The 20,117-nt window shown below is 73.7% G+C and carries 20 protein-coding genes; 12 read left to right on the plus strand and 8 right to left on the minus strand.

Annotated features, from left to right (window positions below):
* Positions 1-49 precede the first annotated feature (49 nt).
* From ACZ7H1_RS19860 to ACZ7H1_RS19875, 4 genes are all read left to right on the plus strand, one after another.
* Complete coding sequence (locus tag ACZ7H1_RS19860) at positions 50-886, plus strand: class II glutamine amidotransferase (protein ID WP_470788257.1); 837 nt, start codon at positions 50-52, stop codon at positions 884-886.
* A 204-nt stretch (positions 887-1,090) separates the two neighbouring features.
* Positions 1,091-1,795, plus strand: a complete 705-nt coding sequence (locus ACZ7H1_RS19865; protein WP_470788259.1) for a hypothetical protein — start codon at positions 1,091-1,093, stop codon at positions 1,793-1,795.
* 101 nt (positions 1,796-1,896) lie between these two features.
* Positions 1,897-2,412: a toxin-antitoxin system, toxin component gene (locus tag ACZ7H1_RS19870; RefSeq protein ID WP_470788261.1), complete on the plus strand. Its 516-nt coding sequence runs from the start codon at positions 1,897-1,899 to the stop codon at positions 2,410-2,412.
* A 2-nt stretch (positions 2,413-2,414) separates the two neighbouring features.
* The gene (locus tag ACZ7H1_RS19875) at positions 2,415-3,758 is read left to right on the plus strand and encodes a DUF6545 domain-containing protein (RefSeq protein ID WP_470788262.1); all 1,344 of its coding nucleotides are present in this window, start codon (positions 2,415-2,417) and stop codon (positions 3,756-3,758) included.
* A gap of 55 nt (positions 3,759-3,813) precedes the next feature.
* Here ACZ7H1_RS19875 and ACZ7H1_RS19880 read toward each other — a convergent pair whose 3' ends face one another.
* Positions 3,814-4,464: a hypothetical protein gene (locus ACZ7H1_RS19880; protein ID WP_470788264.1), complete on the minus strand. Its 651-nt coding sequence runs from the start codon at positions 4,462-4,464 to the stop codon at positions 3,814-3,816.
* A 213-nt stretch (positions 4,465-4,677) separates the two neighbouring features.
* On the minus strand, positions 4,678-6,552 hold the full coding sequence (locus tag ACZ7H1_RS19885) for an ATP-binding cassette domain-containing protein (RefSeq protein ID WP_470788266.1): 1,875 nt from the start codon (positions 6,550-6,552) through the stop codon (positions 4,678-4,680).
* 530 nt (positions 6,553-7,082) lie between these two features.
* On the opposite strand from ACZ7H1_RS19885, the gene ACZ7H1_RS19890 reads away from it, so the two are divergent.
* Positions 7,083-7,472, plus strand: a complete 390-nt coding sequence (locus tag ACZ7H1_RS19890; RefSeq protein WP_470788267.1) for a VOC family protein — start codon at positions 7,083-7,085, stop codon at positions 7,470-7,472.
* A 29-nt stretch (positions 7,473-7,501) separates the two neighbouring features.
* The gene (locus ACZ7H1_RS19895) at positions 7,502-8,212 is read left to right on the plus strand and encodes a VanZ family protein (protein WP_470788269.1); all 711 of its coding nucleotides are present in this window, start codon (positions 7,502-7,504) and stop codon (positions 8,210-8,212) included.
* Between the two features lie 7 nt (positions 8,213-8,219).
* Here the strand turns inward: ACZ7H1_RS19895 and ACZ7H1_RS19900 are convergent, their stop codons facing one another.
* Genes ACZ7H1_RS19900 through ACZ7H1_RS19910 form a run of 3 tightly spaced genes read right to left on the minus strand, consistent with a single transcriptional unit; the run spans position 8,220 to position 10,916 of the window.
* Positions 8,220-9,248, minus strand: a complete 1,029-nt coding sequence (locus tag ACZ7H1_RS19900) for an NAD(P)/FAD-dependent oxidoreductase (protein ID WP_470788271.1) — start codon at positions 9,246-9,248, stop codon at positions 8,220-8,222.
* On the minus strand, positions 9,245-9,781 hold the full coding sequence (locus tag ACZ7H1_RS19905) for an isoprenylcysteine carboxyl methyltransferase family protein (protein ID WP_470788273.1): 537 nt from the start codon (positions 9,779-9,781) through the stop codon (positions 9,245-9,247). The genes ACZ7H1_RS19900 and ACZ7H1_RS19905 overlap by 4 nt, the downstream gene beginning before the upstream one ends.
* A 7-nt stretch (positions 9,782-9,788) precedes the next feature.
* Entirely contained in the window at positions 9,789-10,916 is a 1,128-nt protein-coding gene (locus tag ACZ7H1_RS19910; RefSeq protein ID WP_470788274.1) for a type III polyketide synthase, read from the minus strand.
* Between the two features lie 78 nt (positions 10,917-10,994).
* Between ACZ7H1_RS19910 and ACZ7H1_RS19915 the strand changes: the two genes are divergently transcribed.
* From ACZ7H1_RS19915 to ACZ7H1_RS19935, 5 genes are all read left to right on the plus strand, one after another.
* Entirely contained in the window at positions 10,995-11,900 is a 906-nt protein-coding gene (locus tag ACZ7H1_RS19915; RefSeq protein WP_470788276.1) for a UbiA family prenyltransferase, read from the plus strand.
* A 75-nt stretch (positions 11,901-11,975) separates the two neighbouring features.
* Positions 11,976-12,923: an adenosine deaminase gene (gene add / locus ACZ7H1_RS19920; protein ID WP_470788277.1), complete on the plus strand. Its 948-nt coding sequence runs from the start codon at positions 11,976-11,978 to the stop codon at positions 12,921-12,923.
* A 216-nt stretch (positions 12,924-13,139) separates the two neighbouring features.
* Positions 13,140-13,382, plus strand: coding sequence for a protealysin inhibitor emfourin (locus ACZ7H1_RS19925; protein ID WP_470788278.1), 243 nt, complete (start codon positions 13,140-13,142; stop codon positions 13,380-13,382).
* A 79-nt stretch (positions 13,383-13,461) separates the two neighbouring features.
* Entirely contained in the window at positions 13,462-13,659 is a 198-nt protein-coding gene (locus tag ACZ7H1_RS19930) for a hypothetical protein (RefSeq protein WP_470788280.1), read from the plus strand.
* Positions 13,660-13,734: 75 nt separating this feature from the next.
* Entirely contained in the window at positions 13,735-13,944 is a 210-nt protein-coding gene (locus ACZ7H1_RS19935; protein ID WP_470788282.1) for a hypothetical protein, read from the plus strand.
* Positions 13,945-14,174: 230 nt separating this feature from the next.
* On the opposite strand, the gene ACZ7H1_RS19940 is transcribed toward ACZ7H1_RS19935, so the two are convergent.
* The 3 genes from ACZ7H1_RS19940 to ACZ7H1_RS19950 form a co-directional block, all read right to left on the minus strand.
* The gene (locus tag ACZ7H1_RS19940; RefSeq protein ID WP_470788283.1) at positions 14,175-14,570 is read right to left on the minus strand and encodes a VOC family protein; all 396 of its coding nucleotides are present in this window, start codon (positions 14,568-14,570) and stop codon (positions 14,175-14,177) included.
* A gap of 98 nt (positions 14,571-14,668) precedes the next feature.
* Positions 14,669-16,234, minus strand: a complete 1,566-nt coding sequence (locus ACZ7H1_RS19945; RefSeq protein ID WP_470788285.1) for a hypothetical protein — start codon at positions 16,232-16,234, stop codon at positions 14,669-14,671.
* A gap of 77 nt (positions 16,235-16,311) precedes the next feature.
* Complete coding sequence (locus ACZ7H1_RS19950) at positions 16,312-18,831, minus strand: MDR family MFS transporter (protein ID WP_470788286.1); 2,520 nt, start codon at positions 18,829-18,831, stop codon at positions 16,312-16,314.
* A 216-nt stretch (positions 18,832-19,047) separates the two neighbouring features.
* On the opposite strand from ACZ7H1_RS19950, the gene ACZ7H1_RS19955 reads away from it, so the two are divergent.
* Positions 19,048-19,965 carry a hypothetical protein gene (locus ACZ7H1_RS19955; RefSeq protein WP_470788287.1) on the plus strand — a complete coding sequence of 306 codons (918 nt, stop codon included), beginning with the start codon at positions 19,048-19,050 and terminating at the stop codon, positions 19,963-19,965.
* Positions 19,966-20,117 lie beyond the last annotated feature (152 nt).

The raw sequence follows: 20,117 nt of genomic DNA on the forward strand, positions 1-20,117 counted from the left end.
CCGCGCCCGGAGCTACCCTCGTACGGGGGCGGGGAAAGGATGACCGCTCATGTGCCGCTGGCTCGCCTACTCGGGATCGCCGATCCTGCTCGACTCGGTCCTCTACCGTCCGGAGCACTCGCTGATCGACCAGAGCCTGCGCTCCAGGATGGGTGTAGAGGCCACGAATGGCGACGGCTTCGGCGTCGGCTGGTACAGCGCCGAGGGTGACGGCACCCCGGCGGTCTTCCGGGACGTGGGGCCCGCCTGGAACAACCGCAACCTGATGGAGCTCGCCGCCCACGTCCGCTCGCGCCTGTTCTTCGCGCACGTCCGGGCCTCCACGGGCACGGCGATCCAGCAGAGCAACTGCCACCCCTTCCGTCACGGCCGCTGGCTGTGGATGCACAACGGCGCCATCGCGGACTTCCACCGGCTGCGGCGGGACCTCAGCATGGCCGTGGACCCGGCGATCTACCCGGCGATCGAGGGGTCCACGGACTCCGAGGTGATGTTCTATCTGGCGGTCACCTACGGCCTCGACCAGGACGTGCCGGGCGCGGTGGCCCGGATGGCGGGCCTGGTGGAACGTCTCGGCAAGGAGCACGGGGTGGCGAACCCGCTGCAGATGACCATCGCCGTCTCCGACGGCGAGCGCGTCTGGGCGTTCCGCTACTCCAGCGTCGGGAAGTCCAGGTCGCTCTTCTACAGCACGCGCGCGGAAACGGTACGGCAGCTGCACCCCGAGCTGGAGTTCCTGCGGGGGGTCTCGGACGCCACCCGCCTGATCGTCTCCGAGCCCCTCGGCGACCTGCACGGAGTGTGGAACGAGCTCCCCGAGGGCAGCTACGCGGTCATCCCCTCGGGCGAGGAGGACTACCTGCCGTTCGTCCCCGAGCCGGTCTAGACCCCAGGCCGCCAGAGTCCGGATGTCGGAGCCGCCGCGGCCCCGACCGCCCCGTCGGCCGCGCCCCGGCAGCCGCTTCCCCCGTCACGGGCCTGTCACCTGGGCCGATGTCGTAAGGTGCGTTTGATGGGGCAGGGTTGAGTCGCTACGCTCACCCGGTCGAAGAAGCATCCGGTCATGTCGACACGGTCAGTGGGGGTTCACGTGGGCAGGGCTGTCTCGGACCCGGCGAAGACGGCCGGGCGCATCGTGGCGTTGCTGGACCGGGCCGGGCTCGGCCGCGGGGACGTGCTGCGCGTCCAGGGCGAGGGCGGACTGTCGTTCGCGTCCGGCGTGCCGGCAGCGGACGTGGAACGCCTGCTGCGGGGCGAGCAGCTGCCGGCCGCCTCCGATCCGGTGGCGGCGCGCCACCGGCAGGTCCTCGACCGGATCCTCTTCCTGCGGGCCACCCGCATGCGGTCGTCGGCGGACGGCACCCGCCGCACGTACTCGCTGGCCGAGATCGCGGCCGGAGCGGGCACGAGCGCGCAGTGGCTCGACAAGATGATCAAGACCGGCAAGGCCCCGAACCTCGACCACGCCGCCGGGATCGCCGCGTTCTTCGGCGAAGGGATCGAGTTCCTGGTCGATCCGCCCGCCGAAGCGCTCGACCGCGTCCTCCAGAAGATCCACAAGGACCTGCTCGAGCGCACCGTCCAGCGCCAGGACGAGGACCTCCAGCGCCTCCGGCTGCACGACCCGGACGCGTATCTGAAGTCCGAGGTCGGCGTGGTCGGATACGCGGCCCGTGCCCTCACCGAGGTGCCCGAGGACACCGCTCAGCCGATCATCGCGCTGATCGAGTCGATCGCCAGGCGCTCGCGGGAGGACCGGGCGCGGGAGGCCCGCGCTGCGGGGGAAGCGGACTGACCGGCGGCGGGGAACGAATGCAGGGGGGACTACGAATGTTTGGGGGACCGGTGCGTCCAGTGGGGAAAGCCTGGTGGGACGCCGTGGGCGTCTCCCGCGATATGAAGCGGCATCGCGACGAACTGTTCGCGGGCGTCGGGAGCCCCGTTCCCGACAAGCCGCTCGAACTCTTCCGGTCGATCTGCCGCTACCTGACGCAGAGCAGCGGGCGTGAAGTACGCCTGATGATGGAGCCCTTCCCCGCGAACACCGTGAGCGGGCTCTGGCTCGACCTGGGGGACCACGACCTGATCGCCGTGGAGGCGAACACCTCGCCGCTGCACCAGATGGTGATCATGGGTCACGAGCTGTGGCACCGCAAGGAGGGCGGCTGCGGCCACCACGGCAGCGCTGCCGGCGCATCGGCCGCGGCCCGCATGCTCGGCGACCGGTGGAGCATCGACGAGGCGGTCGCGTACGTCGCCGCGCGCACCGGCGCGGACCTCGACGAGGAGCGGCGCGCGGAGAAGTTCGGCCGCCTGCTGGCGACCAAGTTCCGTCCGTACCTGGACGGCACCCACAAGGGAACACCCACCGATGAGGCGGTCGGCCGGATCTGGGCCTGCCTGGAAGGCTGACCGTGCACGTAGAACCCACCTACCACATACCCGCCGCGGTGCTGGGCATCGCCGTGCTGGCGAAACTTCCCGGCCTCGTGCGGGGCTGGCGCAGCCCCATGGTCCGCACCGTGAACGCCATGCTCTTCCTGCCGTTCATCACCTTCTTCTTCTCCGCTCCGCTCACGGTCGTCCAGGTCAACCGGGTCACCGGCATCAGCAACTTCTCGGCCCTCTTCATCCACTGCGTCCTCTCCGCCTTCTCGTGCGCCTCCGTGGTGCTCGTCGAGTACTGGCGCGCGGACTCGGGCGCGGATGCCGGGCTCCGGCGCCGCGTGAGGGCCTGGATCGTGGGCTACGGCCTCGTGATCGCGTCCGTCGTGGTCCTTTTCGTTTTCGGGGAGTCACCCGTCGAGCGGCCCCTGGACTTCGACACCTACTACGCCACCACGCCGCTCATCCGCGAGATGCTCGTGCTCTACCTGCTCGGCTACGTAGTGGCGGCCGTCGCCACGGCCGTCATGTGCTGGAACTGGATCGTCGACCTCGGCAGGGACCGGAGCAGGGCGAAGGCGGCGAGCGTGACGACGGGCGCGCGGGTGAACGCGCGGGCGAACTCGACGGTCGTCACCTGGCTGAAGGTCGGGCTGTACACGCTCGTCTTCGGCTCCCTCGCCAACATCGTGTACGGCGTGTTCAAGCTCACCGCCATCGCGGCCCGCTGGACCGGCCGCAACTGGGACGCGCTCAACGAGAGCATGGCGCCCTTCATGTCGCTGTGCGGCGTGGCGGTCGGCATCGGATTCCTCGCGCCGGTCTTCGGGCCCAGGCTGACCGAGCGCGCCTGGCGCCCGCTCCTGAAGGTCCTCGCCCTGAGGCCGCTGTGGCGCATGGCCAGCTCCCCGGCCGCCTCCGGCCGGCCCGCGCTGTTCACCGCCGCACCCTGGCACCTCGGTCCCGAGAACCTGCTGATGCACCGGATCACGGCCGTTCACGACTGGATGCTCGGGCTGTACGCGTACTGCTCGGACGAGGTGCGCGAGCTGGCGCACCGCGAAGCCCGCGAGCGCGGCGCCGAGGAGCGTCAGGCGGTCGCCATCGGCATCGCCGCGATGCTCACGGCGGCGGCCGCGGCCCGCTCGCACGCCGCGCCGGCCGACGAGCAGCAGCGCGTCCTGGCCGCAGGTGCGGTGCGCGCGGCCGAGGAGGAGAACGGCGACCTCCTGGTGTGGATCTCCAGGGCCCTGCCGTACGTGTCGGACCGTGCCGGTCGCGCCGATCCGTACGGGCGTACGCCTGAGGCCCCCGGCCGCGGGACGTCCGCCCACCCGCGTGAGCGTACGGCCGAGCCCGACCGTGTCGGATGACGTGAACGGGACGACGCGGACAGGGTGACGCGGAACGGCGGACGCGCGGCTCCCTTCACCCGCTGTCGGGGGCCCGCGATCGTTTCGTGATGGACTCGAGCAGCGCGATGATCGGCTGCGCCGTGTCCTCGGGTACGTCCGCCAGTGCCCGTGCAGCGTGGCCGAAGGCGCTCAGCCCGCCGTCCGGTGCCCGCCCGTTGCGGCGCTCGAGGCGCTGGAGGTCTTCGTCCTGGCGCTTCACGATGCGTTCGAGCAGGTCCTTGTGGATCTCCTGGAGGACCCGGTCCAGCGCGTCGGCGGGCGGGTCCATGAGGAACTCGATCCCTTCGCCGAAGAAGGCGGCGATCCCGGCGGCGTGGTCGAGGTTCGGGGCCTTGCCGGTCTTGATCATCTTGTCGAGCCACTGGGCGCTCGTGCCCGCTCCGGCCGCGATCTCGGCCAGCGAGTACGTGCGGCGGATGCCGGTGGGGGACGTCCACAGCCGGGTGGCCCGCAGGAAGAGGATCCGGTCGCGGACCTGCCGGTGGCGCTGCTCCACCGGATCCGCGACGGCCGGTACGGCTTCCCCCCGCAGCAGGCGTTCCACGTCCGCGACCGGCACGCCGGACGCGAACGACAGTCCGCCCTCGCCCTGGACGCGCAACACGTCTCCGCGAGTCAGTCCGGCGCGCTCCAGCAACGCCACGATGCGTCCGGCCGTCTCCATCGGCTCCGAGACAGCCCTGCCCACCCAAGCCCCCGCTTGCTCTCCGTTGGTGGTGATCTTCCGAGGGAGACGCTAGCCGCTCGGCCGACAGATATCAACCGTAGGTGATGGTGTATCAACCAAAGCTGAAGTCGTATCGGTCTTGTGCGGCCGTCCGAACCGCTCGCGGGCGGAGCGCCGGGACCCGGCCGCCCCACCCGCGAAGGCCATCGCCTACCGGTCCAGGGAGAGCCGGACCAGCTCGGCGAACGTCCCGCCCTCCAGCCGCGACAGCTGGTCGTACGTACCCTGCTCGGCGATCCTGCCGCGGTCGAGAACGATGATCCGGTCGGCGAGGCGGCAGTTCTCCATCCGGTGGGTGACGATCACCGTGATGCGCTCCTCCTTCATGTCGCGCAGCCCGGAGAAGACCATGTGCTCGCCGCGCGGGTCCATGGCGGAGGTCGGCTCGTCCATGACGAGCAGCGCCGGGCGGCGGTGGAAGACCCGTCCGCAGGCCAGGCGCTGCCACTGCCCGCCCGAGGGCTCGTGCCCGCCCCACAGCGAGCGGGCCAGGAGCGTGTCCAGGCCGTGGGGGAACTCCTCGACCGTCTCCTTCATGCCCACCGACCGCAGGGCGTCCCACACCGCTTCCTCGCCGCGCGCGTCCGGCTGCCCGAGCGTGATGTTCTCGCGGGCGGAGAAGGGCCAGTGCCCGTAGGACTGCGTGACGAGCCCCACGTGCCTCCAGGCGGCGCGCTGGTCCGACTCGGAGGTCGGCACGCCGTCCCAGGACACCGATCCCGTGGTCGGGGCCGTCAGGGAGGTGAGCAGGCGGATGAACGTGGACTTCCCCGCGCCGTTCTCGCCGACCAGCGCGATGACCTCCCCGCGGTTCAGCGTGAGGTCCACCGGGCCGAGCGCCGCGGTGTCCTTGCCCGGATAGGTGTACGAGGCCGCCTCGAAGCGGATCTTCGCGGGAGCCTGCGGCTGCTGCGGACCGCGCGGCCCGGACTGCTCCGCGGCCTGCGCGATGAAGGAGCTGTAGTCACCGAGGTACAGGGCGTGCTGGAACATCGCCGCCCCGTACACGACCAGCTGGGACAGGGCCGCGGTGGAGGTCCGCATGGCGACGATGGCGGTGCCGGCGGCGCCGAGGGCCATGTACCCGCCCGTCGCCAGCGCGGCGAGCGAGACCCAGGTGAGCACGATGAACAGGCCCGAGACGACGGCTGCGACCAGGTACACGGCCAGATAGCGCGGGGCGGAACCGACCATCCTGGCGTCGATGCGGCCGCAGACCGCCGCGTACCAGTGGTGGGCGTAGGGCCGCATGCTGTTGCCGCGCAGTTCGTCCGCGAGCTTGGGCGTGGTCAGGTGCCAGCGCATCATGTTGCGGATGTTGCGGGAGGCGATCGTCTCGTTGTGGAGGCGGTAGTCGAGCCGCGCGGCGAATACGGAGCCCAGGCCGCGCGGGACCACGGACAGCAGCAGGAGCGGCAGCAGCACGGGGTGGACGACGGACAGTACCGAGGCCACCGCGACCATGTCGATCAGGCCGCCGGTGAAGCCGAGGGCGTCCTGGAGCAGCATGCCGGAGCGGGCCGATCCGGTCTCGGCGGCCTCCGAGCGCTCGGTGAAGTCGGGGGCGTCGTAGGCGGCGAGCTCGACGTCCATGTGGGCGTCCACCATGGCGAGGTCCGCGATGGTCGACATGCCGGGGTTGAGCCGGCGGGCGGCGCTCCCGGAGACGATGGACGCCAGGGCCGTCATGGCCGCCGTGGCGAACAGCGGCCAGGCGGCGCCCGAGATGCGCTGCTCCACGGTGCCGTCGGCCAGCAGGGGCCCCATGGCCCTGGACACGGCGGCGAGCGCGCCTGCCGTACAGATGCCGCCGAGGACTTGGGCGGACACGAGCCAGACGAAGGCGGTCCGGTTCACCGCCCAGGCCAGCCGGGCGGTCTGGGCGAGCGCGGACGGCACCCGCCGCGCCATCTGCGCCAGCGAGAGCTGCTCCATCGTCTTGTTGTGCTGTCCCCAGGTGTACTTGAGCTCCGGGGGCGCCGGCGGTGCGGCGGCTTTCGGTTCTGCTGCCGGTGTCTGGGCCATGCTGCTCCTCCAACTCGTCGGTGAGGGAAGACCGGTACGCACCCGCGACGCCGGACGGCACGACGAAGGAACCCGTCCCCGGGGCGGGGAGGGTCGGCGTCTGCGGGAGGGAACCGGAGGGACGAGTACACAGCAGCCCGCAGGGAGGAGCAGTGCGATCTGGCCGACTCGGAGCCGGCGGCGACTCCGGCCCGAGGGGCCCGCGCACCCGGCGTCGGCCGTGCTCCGGGAGGGGAGGTTGGCCGGAACCGGCCGGTGGCGGGGAGGGGCGCCGGAATTCGCTTGCGGTGGCCGCGGGCGCCCTGCGGGGCGCATCGGGCGCGGCCCGCGCGCCGGGGGATGGAGGAGCCGGACGTCGACATCGTGACCGGCGCGCTCGTGGCGGCCGCCCTCCTGGTGTTCGCCGGTGCCGGCCCCGGGGGTCCTGCTGCGCGGGGAGACCGGCGAGGGCAAGGAGATCGACCAGTAGTCGTATCAACGGGCGGGCGCGGAGGGGGAATGCGCCCGAACCGGCGGGGTAGGCGCGGGCCATGACGGTCAAGAAGACGAGCATCCTCGTACTGGACTGCGCAGAGCCCGAGGCCCTGGCCCACTTCTACGCACAACTGCTCGGCGCCGAGACGGCCGCCGGACGGGAACCGGACCTCGTCGAGGTCGTCGCGGCCGGCGGCGTGCAACTCGCCATCCGGCGCGACCACGGCTACGCCCCGCCGAGCTGGCCGCGCCCCGAGGACTCGCAGCAGGCACACCTGCGGATCCTGGTCGACGAGGCCGACCTCGACGAGGCCGAGCGGGAAGCCGTCTCGCTCGGCGCCCGTCCGGTGTCGTCCGACAGTGAGGCCGGACCGGGCACCGCACGCCTCTTCAGCGACCCCGCGGGCCACTCCTTCACGCTCGCGGCCACGGGAGTGCTGCGCTAGACGTTCGAGCGGTCCCGAAGGAGTGACCCATGGACAAGCGAAAGAAGCCCCCTGCCCCCAAGCCCCCTGCTTCTCCGCCCGACCCCGTTGATCCCCTCGCGCCCGCCAAGCCCGCCGCCCCCGCCAAGCCCGCCGCCCCCGACGGGTCCGGGGGCACGGCGGAGCCCCGCCGGCCGGCGCCGGACCCGTCGCAACGGCCGGTGCATCCGGTGCATCCGGCCCTCCGCGCCCTGGCGATGCTGGCCGGCCTGGTCGGACTCGTCCTGTTCAGCATCGTCCTGGCCCGCGTCACCCTGGAGCCGTCCGCGGCCTCCGCCGAGCTGGTGCACAGCAACGTCCGGCCGGGCGCCTCGATCGACGCCTACCTCGACGGCACGTCCGTCAAGGACGCCGCCAAACAGCTCGGCGGCAACCTCCTGCTGGGCGTGCCGTTCGGGATCCTGCTTCCCGTCCTGCTGCCGCAGACCCGGGGGCTGCTGCGCGTGACGGTGCCCACTGCCGTGGTGATGACGCTCGTCGAACTGATCCAGGGCGCCCTGGTCACCGGACGCGCGTTCGACATCGACGACGTCATCCTCAATACCGCGGGCGCGCTGCTCGGATACCTCTTCGTCGGCCGCCGCATGAGCCGTGCCGTCCACCGGCGCCGCCGCCACTGGTGGCACCGCTGGACCCGCCGCCCCCGCGGCACCCGCATTCCCGCGGAGACCGCAGCTCCGCCTACCCGCCCCCCGGCCTGACGTCCGGTCAGGCCAGCAGGTCGACGGCGTGCTGGAAGAGCCCGGGGAAGCGGGCCGCCGCCGGGGTGATCAGCGGTGCCAGGCCGGGCCGGTTGCGGACCCACAGCAGCGACCTCGTCAGGAGCCGGTAGCTGCGGGACAGCCTGCACCACGCGCGCTCGTACTCCCGGGGCCGGCCCGCGCGCAGGCACCGGACCAGTTCCCCGGCGGCCGTCAGGGCGAGGGTGATTCCCTCGCCCGTCAGCGCGTCGACGTACCCGGCGGCGTCCCCGACGAACAGCACCCGGCCCGCCACCCGGGTACGGGCCTCCTGGCGCAGCGGGCCCGCGCCCCGGACGGGCGTCGCGCCGGCCGTGCGGAGCCGCGAGGCCAGCAGCGGGAACCGGGCCAGCTGGGCATCGTAGGGCAGCTGTTCGGAGGTGAGGACGGCCACCCCGACCTGCTGCGGACCCAGCGGCGTGACGTACGCCTCGCACCCGGCCGACCAGTGGACCTCGACCAGGTCGCTCCACGGTTCGACGGCGTAGTGGCGCCGCAGCCCGTACCGCGGCGGCTGCCGCGGAGCAGCCGGCCGTACGGCCAGCCCCAGCGACCGCCGGGTCGGCGAGTGCAGCCCGTCGGCCGCCACGAGGTAGCGGGCGGCCGTCCCGTCGGCCGTCACGTGCCCGTCGTGCTGGACCACCCGGCCGACGCGGCGCGCGAGGACGGGTACGCCGAGCTCGGCCGCCCGGGCGGAGAGCGCCTCGTGCAGCACGGTGCGCCGCGCACCGAGGCCGTGTCCTGCCCGGAAGAGCGCCTCGGCGCGGTGGCCGCCGGCAGCGTCCACGTACCGGATCCCGCGCAGTTGGCGGCCGGGCACCTCCACCTCGAGGGCGCGCAAGGCGCGCACCGCCCCGGGCATCAGCCCCTCGCCGCAGGCCTTGTCGACGGGGGCGGGGCGCGGCTCTGCGATCGCGACGTCGAAACCGGCGAGTGCCGCGTGGATGGCCGTGGCCAGGCCCGCCGGTCCGCCGCCGACGACCAGGAGATCGATCACCGCACCGCGCCGGAGGCGACGAGCGGACGTGCGGCGGCCAACGCGGCGTCCTCGCACCGGATCCGCACCGTCAGGAGCGCGGCGTTCAGCACGGTGAAGCCCACGGCGGTCAGCCAGGCCGTGTGCACGAGGGGCAGCGCCAGGCCCTCGACGGCGACCGCCAGGTAGTTGGGGTGGCGCAGGTAGCGGTAGGGGCCGGAGGCGACCAGCGGAAGGCCGGGGACGATCAGTACGCGCGTGTGCCAGCGGAACCCGAGCGTGCCGATGCACCACCAGCGCAGCCCCTGGGCGGCCAGCGCGAGGACGAGGGCGGGCCAGCCGAGCAGGGGCAGGAACGGCCGGCCGGCCAGCGCGGGTTCCACGAGACAGCCGAACAGCAGTGCGGTGTGCAGGGCGACCATCGCCGGGTAGTGCCCGGCTCCGTGTTCGAGGCCGCCCCGGGCGTGGCTCCATGCGCCGTTGCGGCGGGCCACGGCGAGCTCGGCGAACCGCTCGGCGACGACCAGCAGGACCAGGAGGGTGTACGGCGTCATCACGGGATCACCAGGCCAGGAGTACGAGTTCGGAGGCGAAACCGGGCCCGACGGCGATCATCAGGCCGAAGGATCCAGGCGCGGGCGCCGCGGCCCGGGTGTCGCGCAGGATCTGCAGCACGGAGGCCGAGGAAAGGTTTCCCGCAGCGGCCAGGGCGCGGCGCGAAGGGGCGAGGGCGGATTCCGGCAGGCCGAGCTGTCCGGCGAGCGCGTCCATGATCCTGGGGCCGCCCGGGTGGCAGATCCACGCCGAGACGTCCCGCGGCTTGAGGTCGTGTGCGGCGAGGAAGGACTCGATCTCCTCGGCGACGTGGAGCCGGACGAGGTCGGGGACCTCCCGGCCGAGGACCATCCGGAAGCCCCAGTCGCCGACGTCCCAGCCGAGCAAGTGCTCGGTCCCCGGGTAGAGGCGGCTGCGGGCCGCCACGACCGTCGGTCCGGGTCCGGGTCCGGGTCCGGGCGCAGCGGCGGGGGCGGGGGCGGGCGTACGGTCCGGCGGTGCCGGTGTGCCGTCCGGTGGCGCGGGGGCGCGGTCGTCGCCCACGGCCACCAGCGCGGCGGCTCCGTCCCCGAACAGGCCCCCGGCCACGAGGTTCGCCGGCGACACGTCCGCGGGCTGCAAGGCGAGCGAGCACAGCTCGGTGGCCAGCAGGAGGGCGGTGCAGCCGGGCCGTCCGGTGAGGTGGTCGTGCAGCCGGGCCAGCCCCGCGGCACCCGCGGCGCAGCCCAGTCCGAACAGCGGGACCCGTTTGACGTCGGGACGCAGGCCGACCCGGGAGGCCAGCCGGGCTTCCAGCGAAGGGACCGCGATGCCCGTCACGGTCGTCGAGACGACGAGGTCGATCTCCTCGGCGGCCACTCCCGCCTCGCCGAGCGCCTCCTCGACCGCCCGGGCGCCCAGGTCCACGGCCAGTTCGACGTACAGGCGGTTGGTCTCGCCGAAGCCGCCGAGGCTCCGGTAGCGGTCGAGGGGCAGGACCAGGTGCCGCGTCTCCACCTGCGCCGACGCGTGCAGCCGGCGCAGCAGGCCGCTGTCGGCACCGGAGGGCAGACACGAAACGAGGGCGTCGGTGATGTCCTGCTGCCGGTAGCGGTGCGGCGGGAAGACCGTGCTCACCGCAAGAACGCGTGTCATTGCTCCAACATAGGGACAGCGGGACGCCGCCGCCCTGACCCCGGGCACCGCGGGCGCGCCGTCGCATAGCGTGGGACGGTGCCCGCCACCACCGACGAAGGAGCCGCTGCGACCGCCGCGCCCGCGGAAACCGCACCGGCCCAACCATCCCTGCTCCAGGGCCTTGTGAAGGCCAGTCACCCGCTTCCGGCGGCCGCCGTGACCGTCCTGACGGCCCTGCTCGCCGCTGCCGTCGGCCTCGGCGCCGCCGTCGGCACCACCGTGGTGGCGGCGGTTGCCGCCGGTCAGCTGTCGATCGGATGGAGCAACGACCGGCTGGACCTTCGCCGCGACCGGGCGGCCGGGCGCCGGGACAAGCCGCTGGCCGCGGGCGCGGTGCGGCCGGGAGCCGTGGGCGCGGCCGCCGGTGCGGCCCTGCTCGCCTGCATCCCGCTGTCACTGGCCTGCGGGGCCCGCGCGGGCTCGGTGCACCTCGTCTGCGTCGCCGCCGCCTGGTCGTACAACCTGTGGTTCAAGCACACGGCGGCCTCGTGGCTGCCGTACGCCGTGGCCTTCGGGCTGCTGCCGGCGTTCGTCACGCTGGCCGGGCCGGGCGGGTGGCCGCCGCTGTGGCTGACGGCCGCGGCCGCACTGCTGGGCACCGGCGCGCACTGCGCGAACGCCCTGCCCGACATCGACGACGACATTGCGGGCGGTGTGCTGGGGCTTCCGCAGCGACTGGGGCGGCGCGGCTCGACCGCGCTGGCCGCGATCCTGGCCTTCGCCTCCTGCGCCATCGTGACGGCCGGACCGGCCGGTCCCGTGACCCCCGCGGGCTGGGTCCTGACGGGGGTGACGGCGGCCCTGTGCCTTCCGGCGGTGGCCGGTCCGCCCGCGCTCGTACGCAGCCGGCTGCCCTTCCGCGTCGTCCTGCTGCTGGCCGGGGCCGACGCGGCGCTGCTGGTGCTCGCGGGGCGGGAACTGGCCGCCGCCGGCCGCCCGTGACCGCCGGCGAAACCGGAGCGTGCGCCTCCGACAACCGCTGCCCGGCCGGGAGTTCGGCCCGAGTACAGTCGCCGGGTGAGAGATCTCCGCCGCTTGCCCAAGGCCCATCTGCACACTCACCTGGAAAGCGCCGTACGCGCCGGTACGGTTCGTGATCTCGGGGGCGAACCGCCCGTCCAGGACGGCCCGTTCACCAGCTTCCGGGAGTTCGCCGACCAGCGCGGCGCCGTACGCGCCCTGCTGCGCGAGCCCGGGCACTTCCGGCGCATCGCGGAGGAGTTCTGCCAGGACGAGGCGGCGCAGGGCGTGCGCTACGCGGAGGTCACCTTCACGGCGGCAGCCCACGGCGAACGCGTCGGTGATCCCCGGATGCCGCTGGAAGCGGTGCTGGAGGGACTGTCCGCAGGCGAGCAGCGGTACGGCATCCGGACCCGGGTCGTCCTGGACCATTCGCGCCGCCGTTCCGTCGATCGGCTGCGGCACACCGTCGAGCTGGCCACCCGGTACCCGCAGGTGATCGCCATCGGCCTGGCGGGGGACGAGGCCTACCCGGCGGCCCCCTTCGCCGAGGTGCTGGAGTCCGCCCGCGAGGCGGGCCTGCACCTGGTCCACCACGCGGGAGAGGCGGCCGGCCCGGCCAGCGTCCGGGAGGCCCTCACCGTGGGGCACGCCGAGCGGATCGGGCACGGCATCCGCGTCCTGGAGGACCCGGACCTGGTGGCCGAACTGCGCGCCCGCGCCGTACCGCTGGAGGTCTGCCCCTCCTCGAACGTCCTGCTGGGGCTGGTGCCGTCGCTGGCCGACCACCCGCTGCCGCGCCTGGTCGAGGCCGGGCTGACGGTCACCTTGAACACCGACGGGGAGACGACGCTGACGCGGGAGTACGAGCACGCCCGGCAGGTCTTCGGGTACGGCGATGCCGAGCTGGCGGACCTGGCCCGTGCCTCGGTGGCGGCCGGCTTCGCCCCGGCGGACCTGCAGGCGCAGATCAGGACCGAGATCGACCAGTGGCAGCACAGTTGAAAATCGGCGGTTCATCGCGGCCCGCGTGACACCCCACGCCTCGCGGATTTCGCCACGGAGCGGCGGTATCCGGTCGTTCACGGACCGTGGCGGCCTCGCCGGGTGAGGGGCGGCCGGGCCGGGGCAGGCGCGAGCCTGGCGGCAGCGCTCCGCCACCGCGGCCCGTGGCTGATGCCGGGGCCTGCGGCAGCACACGAGCCCCGAAGGGAAACGACCATGCTGATCACCGTCACGCGCTCCGGAGGCTTCGCAGGCCTGGAGAAGACCCGCGAACTCGACACCGCGGGCCGCACGGACGCCGTCGAGCTGGAGGAACTCGCCGGGCGGGCCCTCTCCTCCGTGCCGGACGCCTACCACTACCGCATCACCGTCGACCACCAGATGATCGACCTCCAGGACCCCGGCCTCACCGAGGAGCAGAGGGAGCTGATCCGCACCGTCCTCGAGGAAGGACGCTGAGACCGGCGAGGTGTGAGCCCGGCGGGGGCGGGCAGGCGCCTTGCCTCAGGTGAGGACGGACGGGAAGGGAGTGGTGAGCGTGAGCGAGCGTGAGCAGCAGGCCCGGGAGCCGGCGGCACCTCGCCGTGCTGCGCTCCAGCACGAGGGCGAGATGGTGGACGAACACGGCCGCCGCCCCGGGGTCGCGTCACGCACCGGTACCGGCAACTCCTCGCCCGTGGCGGACCCCGAGCGGGTGCGCGAGGCAAACGAAACCAGGGCGGAGCCGGCCCACTGACCGCTTCACAAGCCCCGCGGCCTGCGCGGACGCGTTGTCCTGCGAGAGCCGCCACTCGTACGAAGGAGGCACGTCATGGACGAGCAAGGAGGCGCCGGAGGCGCGCCGCTCCACGGCGACGACGAGCAAGCGCGGCGCCGCAAGCCACACCCCCGTCCTCCCCGCGTGGCACCCGGCGGGACGCGCGCCGCGGACACGGACGAGGCCAGCCGCCTCGACCGCCCGGCGGACCCGGACCGTCCCGGCAAGCGAGGCACCCGGTGGGAAGGCCCCGAGGACCGGTGAGGAGGGGCGGGTGAGGCGCTCAGCGCCCCACCGGCCGACCCGGAGCGCAGGCCCGGACCGGGGCGCTGCACCGGCCGTGCGGGCGCAGCTGCGGCTGCTCGGGGATACGGCGGTGCGGTGACGGCCGGGTACGAGGAGCGGGACTCCCCGTCAGTGGCCGGGGCAGGGTACGCCGACCAGGCGCACCTCGCCCGCGACATGCGCGCCCTGACCGGGACCTCCCTCACCGGCTACGCGGCGGGCGCGAACAGCGAGACTCCGCACCCGTCCGGGTCGAGCACGACGGCGTAGCGCTGGCCCCAGACGGCGTCCCACGGCTTCAGGTGGCCCTGGTAGCCCGCTTCCGTGAGCTCGGCGTACAGGGTGTCCACCGCTGCGGGGCTCTCACACAGGAAGGCGAGCCCGATCCGGTCGCCGCCGCTCGCGGGGCGGGTCCAGGACGGGTCGAAGGAGCGGATGACCTCCTCGGTGTCCCAGCCGATGCGCAGCCCTCCGGGGAGGGAGGCCTCGACGTGCGGCGCCGAGTAGGCCTCTGCCGGGACGTCCAGGCCGAGGCGGCGGTAGAAGGCGAGCGAGGCGGCCATGTCGGAGACGACGAGGCCGATCATGTCGAGTCGTACGGTCATGGCGGCAGGCTAGACCTCCGGCCCGCGCGCGGTCTTGAACGAATCGGACGGCTCCGCCGGACCCCGGCCGAGGGGGCCGCACTCTGCGCGGACACCGGCTACGGCTGCCAGCCGCGTACCGCGTGCCCCCGGGCTGCCGGGCAGGTGGAAGGCTTGGGGGGCGGCGCCAGCATGCTGCCGCGCAGCAGGATCCAGGCGTCCTCGTGCCCCAGGCCGGTGTAGTGGCAGACGGTGACCTGCTGACGGATGCTGCGCCCGGCCACCTTCGGGTGGGCGACGATCTTGGGGAAGAGCTTGCCCCGGATGCCCGCGAAATCGCAGGTGCCGCGCTTGCAGTGGGCCGTGACGTTGCCCGCCAGGATCGTGAGCCGGTTGTGCGGGGAACGGGCCAGCCACTCCGCGAACAGGCGGGACTGGTCGTAGCGCGCGTCGCAGGAGCCGGGGCTCTTGTCCAGGTAGTCGGACGAGCCCGGATCGATGAGCACGATGTGGCGGATGCGGCTCTTCCAGGGGGAGGCCGACGCCAGGAAGTACACGGGGCCCAGCCGGCCGGCGCTCCAGCCCGCGAGCGTGGTGAGCTGCCTGCCCCGGCGTCCGTGGAGCAGGTCGTCCGCGGGGACCGCCCTGGACCCGTCGCACCGGGCGGTCTTCGAGGTCCACGTGCTGCGTGCGAGGGTGAGGGTCGCCGGGGACGGCGCCTTGATTCCGGCGGGGACGCCGGGGTACTTGATGACCGCGCCCTCGTACGGGTTGTAGTAGAGGGAGCCTCCTGCGGCCGGTACGCCGTCGAGGACGACGTTCGCGTAGTGGCTGACGCGTTCGTTGCCGCGCTCGGGCGAACGTGCGAGCACGCAGTAGACGAACGCCACGTACCAGGGCGCCCCGAAGCTGCGCGGGACGGTGAGGGAAGCCGCCGTCCATGCGCCGGTGGCGGGGTTCGGGCGCAGCGGCACTGCGAGGGACTCGCTTCGGTTGGCCGCCGGCTTCCTGCCGATCCCCGCGTGTGCCTCGAGCGTTCCCTTCGGGCAGGGGCTGCCCGCCAGGGGAGCGAAGGTCACCTTGGTGCCGGGGACCGCGCGCTTGGCGGAGATCGCGAACACCGGTGCGGGGCCGGTGACTTCGAAGACGGCCGACCGGTAGTCCGTACGCCTTCCGTCGGACGCGAGGCAGTACACGTCGAACCGGCCCCGCCCGGTGGCGGCGCCCTGGGTGAGGACGGGCTTGTCGGGGAAGCGGGACGTGGCCCGCGGGCCGAGGACGGTGTCGTAGAGGTACTCCCAGGAGCCGTCCGCCGGCACGGACCCCACGGCGCCGTTGCCGGCGACCTTCCCGGCGGCATCGGTGAACGTCAAGTACACGTCCTGGGTGCCGCCGGGCGGCGTGGGCGGGCAGGCTGCCGTGGACGTGACCCGTACCCCGGTGCCGGCCGGCCCGGCGGTCGTCGACAGCTTCAGCGCGGGCGCGGCAGGGGCGGCGGGGGCGGCAGCGGGCCCGGCCTCGGCCTGCGGCGCGCCGGGCGCCGCGGCGACGCCGAGCGTCAGCGCAAGACCGGTCAGCAACCCGGCCAGGGCCGTACGGCCGCGGGCGCGGGACCCGGAGCGCGCACGGGTCGCCGCGAACGGGCCGCGCCGTCCCGGTCGTTGGGCAGAATCGGACGGCCGCATGGCGCCCCCTCGCTCGTCGGGCGGACGATCGGCACCACCGTACGCCCCGCGCGCGCATCGCGTGGGTGTCCAGGCGGTCACGGGCGGGGTCTTGCCCCCGGGGCTTTCGCCGTGATCAGCAGGGCGGCGATCAGGCTTGCGAGGACGAGGCTGCCGACCCCCCACCACAGCGTGGTGGTGTAGGCGCGCAGCAGCTCTGCGGCCAGCAGGTGGGCCGGCGGTGCCGCATCGCGCAAGTGGGCGGTGATGACGCCGCCGAGCAGTGCCACTCCGGTCGTCGTGCCCACTTGCTGGGCCGTGACGGCCGCGGCCGAGGCCGCACCGGCGTGCTGCGGCGCCACGGCGGCGGTCACGGTGGAGAAGACCGGCATGAAGGCCGTACCGGTGCCGAAGCCGGTGAGGAGCATGCCGGGCAGCACGTGGGTGGTGTACGCGCCGTCGACCGTGAGGCCCGCCAGGAGCAGCAGCCCGAGCGCCGCGGTGAGCAGGCCCGCCACGATCAGCAGGCGCGGCGGCGCCCGGTGCATCAGGCGCGCGGAGACCTGGGTGGAGCCGACGGCGATCGCGGCGACCATGGGCAGGAACGCCAGCCCGGTCGTGGTCAGGTCGTAGCCGAGCACGCTCCCCAGGTAGTAGGCGAGGGCCGGGAACAGGGCGAGCATCCCGGTGCAGGCCAGGACCAGGGCGAGGTAACAGCCGACACGGTTGCGGTCCTTGAAGGCGTACGGCGGGAGCAGGGGGCTCGACGCCATGGTCTGCCACCACAGGAAGACCGCGAGCAGGAGGACGCCCGCCGCCGTCAGGCCCAGCACCTGGGGGTCGGTCCAGCCGCGCGGCTCGGCTTCGACGAGGCCGTACGTGAGCGCGGCGAGCCCCCCGCAGCCGAGCAGCACGCCGGGCACGTCGAGGCGCGCACCCGCGCCGCGCTGCCGGCCGGGCAGCAGGGCCGGCGCGCCGATCAGGGCGATCACGGCAACGGGGATGGCGGCGTACAGGGCCCAGCGCCAGTTCAGCGTCGCGAGGACGTATCCGCCGGTCAGCAGCCCCAGTGCGGAACCGCCGGCGGTCACCGCGGTGTACACCCCGAGGGCCCGGGAGCGTTCCTTCGGGTCGGTGAAGCCGGCGACCACCAGGGACAGCGCGGACGACGTGACCAGCGCGCCGAAGACGCCCTGCAGGGCGCGGGCCCAGATCAGCATGTCGGCATCTCCGGCAGAGCCGGCGAGCGCGGCCGCCGCTGCGAATCCGGCCAGGCCGGCGACGAGCGTGCGTCTGCGCCCGACGAGGTCGGCGAGGTGCCCGCCGAGCAGCAGCAGTCCGCCGAAGGCGAGCATGTAGGCCCGGAACATCGGGTTCAGGGTGTCCGCGGACAGGCCCAGGTCGGCCTGGAAGACCGGAACGGCCTGGTTGAAGGTCGTCGTTCCGAACAGCACCAGCAGTTGCGCCAGGGCGATGACCACCAGGCCCCACCAGCGTCTGGGGTGCGGGGGCGCCGAGTCCTCCGGGGAGGCCGGGGGCGGGGGCACGGACGGCGTGCCCGGCGGCGGTCCGAATGCCGGCATGGGGCCGAAGTGCGCCGGGGCCGTCGGGGCGTACGCGGGCGGCGGGGGCGCCGGCCTGTCGGACGAGACCCGCGGGTCCGGCGGCCGCGCGGCCGGCGCGCCGGCAGGGGCTCCAGCGGGCGCCGGCGGTGCTGCAGGGGCGAAGTCCAGCAACTGGGCGGCATGACGGCCGAGTTGGGCCAGGACCGCACCCGGCAGCCACTCCGGTGCCCGATCCGTCGCCGTGTACGCGGCGACCTGTTCGGGGGTGGGCCGCTCGGCCGGGTTCTTCTGCAGGCAGGCGCGCACGAGACCGAGCAGTGACTCCGGTACGCCGGTCAGGTCCGGCTCCTCCTCGGCGACCCGGAAGAGGTGGGCGTTCAGGCCGGTGTCCGCCGCCCCGAAGAGGAGCCGCCCGGTGGCGGCGTAGACGAGGACCGCACCCAGGCAGAAGACATCGCTGGCGGGGGTGAGTTCGAGGCCGCGGGCCTGCTCCGGCGACATGAACCCGGCCGAGCCGATGAGCGTTCCGGTGCGGGTGAGGAGGCTGTCCCCGGTGGTGAGGCTGTCCATCGCCCGCGCGATGCCGAAGTCGATGACACGGGGGCCGTCGACGGTCACCAGGACGTTGGACGGCTTGAGGTCGCGGTGGATCAGCCCCGCCCCGTGCACGGCCTGCAGGGCGAGGGCGAGGCGGTTGGCCAGGGTGTGCACCGAGTGCTCGGGCAGCGGCCCGAAGTCCTTGGCGACGACGGTGTGCAGGTCGGGCCCCGGGATGTACTGGGTCGCCACCCAGGGCACGTCCGCCTCGTGATCGGCGTCGAGCACGGCCGCCGTCCAGCTCCCGCCCACCCGCCGCGCGGCATCCACCTCGCGGGCGAAGCGCCTGCGGAAGTCCGGGTGCCCGGCGTGCGCGGCCTGCACGACCTTCACGGCCACGGTGCGCCCGGCCTCGGAACGGCCCAGGTAGACGAGACCCATGCCGCCCTCGCCCAGCCGGGCGATCAGCCGGTACGGGCCTATGTGGTGCGGGTCTTCGGCGATCAACTGGTCCACGGGAGAAAGGTAGTCCAACCGGCGGACAGGGGTACGGCCATCAGTCGAAGCCCTTCGCGATTCGCCCGGCCGCGCGCCTGTCGAATCCGCCCGCGCGCTCCGGCGAACGGCGTAACCGGCGATGGGATGCGGTGACCGTTGATCAATAGCGTGGCGCCCGGCGCGTGACCTCGCGTCTGCCGGACAGAGAAGGCGAGCGGCCCGATGAGACTCCCGATGGTGCAGCGCACGGCCTGGTTCGCAGCGGCGACCGCCTTGCTGACGGCGCTCGGCGCCGCCCCGGCCGGTGCGGACAGCACATGGCAGAAGGTGGGCGGCGACGCCCGCAGCGGTGTCAGCGGCCTGGCGTTCGAGGGCCGTACCCGGGACGGATCGGGGGTGAACGTCCTGGCCGTGCACGACAACAAGCGCACCGGCCAGCAGCGGCTGTCCCGGATCACCCACTGGGACGGGGCCGACGGAATCTCCCCGATCACGTGGGACGGGGCGGAACCCGTCGACCTGGAGGCCATCGAGGCCATCCCCGGGCTGCCGGGGGAGTACCTGGCGGTCGTGGGCCGCGGGATCGTCTACCGCCTGAAGGTCGACGGAGCCACCGCGACGGTCGTCGACTACGCGCCGCTGCCGGCGATCGGCGAGGGAGACGATTTCGAGAGCTTCGCGCTCGTCTCCCAGAACGGGAAGCTCGCCGCGCTGTGGGCGGACCGGGGAGCGGGCGCGGACCGTCCCGTGACGCTGTACGCGGCGCCGCTCGCGTTCGCGCCGTGGGGGCAGCCGCAGTTCGGCGCCGTCACGCGCCGCGCCTACCGGGCGCCGTACCCGGTCGACGGCGGCACGCGGCACATCTCCGACATCTCGGTGACCGGCTCCGGCCGGATCGTGGTGAGTTCGGCGGCGGACGCGGGGGACGACGGGCCGTTCGACTCCGCGGTGAGCGACGCGGGCCGGGTGACCGTGTCGGCCGAGGGCCGCGTACGCGTCACGCTCGCGGCGGCCCCGGTGCTGCTCGGGACCTTCCCGCGGTACAAGATCGAGGCGGTGGAGTGCCTGCCCGGATCCACCGACGCCCTCCTGGGCACCGACGACGAGAACTTCGGCGGGTACGTACGGGCGATGCCGTTCTGCGGCGCCTGACCCCGGCGCCGTACGGAACGCGTGACGTGACGGCGTCGGGGGGGGGGGGGGGGGGGGGGGGGGGGGGGGGGGGAAGGGGAAGAGGGGGGGGGGGGGGGGGGGGGGGCAAGGGGGGGGGGAGGGGGATGGGGGGGCGGGGTTGCGCAAAAGAG

This window comes from Streptomyces sp. NPDC037401 (assembly GCF_055602345.1).

Bases quoted from the DNA above. Each gene is read 5' to 3' on its own strand.
- ACZ7H1_RS19860 (WP_470788257.1), top strand. From the start codon at position 50: ATGTGCCGCTGGCTCGCCTACTCGGGATCGCCGATCCTGCTCGACTCG.
- ACZ7H1_RS19870 (WP_470788261.1), top strand. From the start codon at position 1,897: ATGAAGCGGCATCGCGACGAACTGTTCGCGGGCGTCGGGAGCCCCGTT.
- ACZ7H1_RS19880 (WP_470788264.1), bottom strand. From the start codon at position 4,464: ATGGAGACGGCCGGACGCATCGTGGCGTTGCTGGAGCGCGCCGGACTG.
- ACZ7H1_RS19885 (WP_470788266.1), bottom strand. From the start codon at position 6,552: ATGGCCCAGACACCGGCAGCAGAACCGAAAGCCGCCGCACCGCCGGCG.
- ACZ7H1_RS19890 (WP_470788267.1), top strand. From the start codon at position 7,083: ATGACGGTCAAGAAGACGAGCATCCTCGTACTGGACTGCGCAGAGCCC.
- ACZ7H1_RS19895 (WP_470788269.1), top strand. From the start codon at position 7,502: ATGGACAAGCGAAAGAAGCCCCCTGCCCCCAAGCCCCCTGCTTCTCCG.
- ACZ7H1_RS19905 (WP_470788273.1), bottom strand. From the start codon at position 9,781: ATGACGCCGTACACCCTCCTGGTCCTGCTGGTCGTCGCCGAGCGGTTC.
- ACZ7H1_RS19910 (WP_470788274.1), bottom strand. From the start codon at position 10,916: ATGACACGCGTTCTTGCGGTGAGCACGGTCTTCCCGCCGCACCGCTAC.
- ACZ7H1_RS19925 (WP_470788278.1), top strand. From the start codon at position 13,140: ATGCTGATCACCGTCACGCGCTCCGGAGGCTTCGCAGGCCTGGAGAAG.
- ACZ7H1_RS19935 (WP_470788282.1), top strand. From the start codon at position 13,735: ATGGACGAGCAAGGAGGCGCCGGAGGCGCGCCGCTCCACGGCGACGAC.
- ACZ7H1_RS19940 (WP_470788283.1), bottom strand. From the start codon at position 14,570: ATGACCGTACGACTCGACATGATCGGCCTCGTCGTCTCCGACATGGCC.
- ACZ7H1_RS19945 (WP_470788285.1), bottom strand. From the start codon at position 16,234: ATGCGGCCGTCCGATTCTGCCCAACGACCGGGACGGCGCGGCCCGTTC.
- ACZ7H1_RS19955 (WP_470788287.1), top strand. From the start codon at position 19,048: ATGGTGCAGCGCACGGCCTGGTTCGCAGCGGCGACCGCCTTGCTGACG.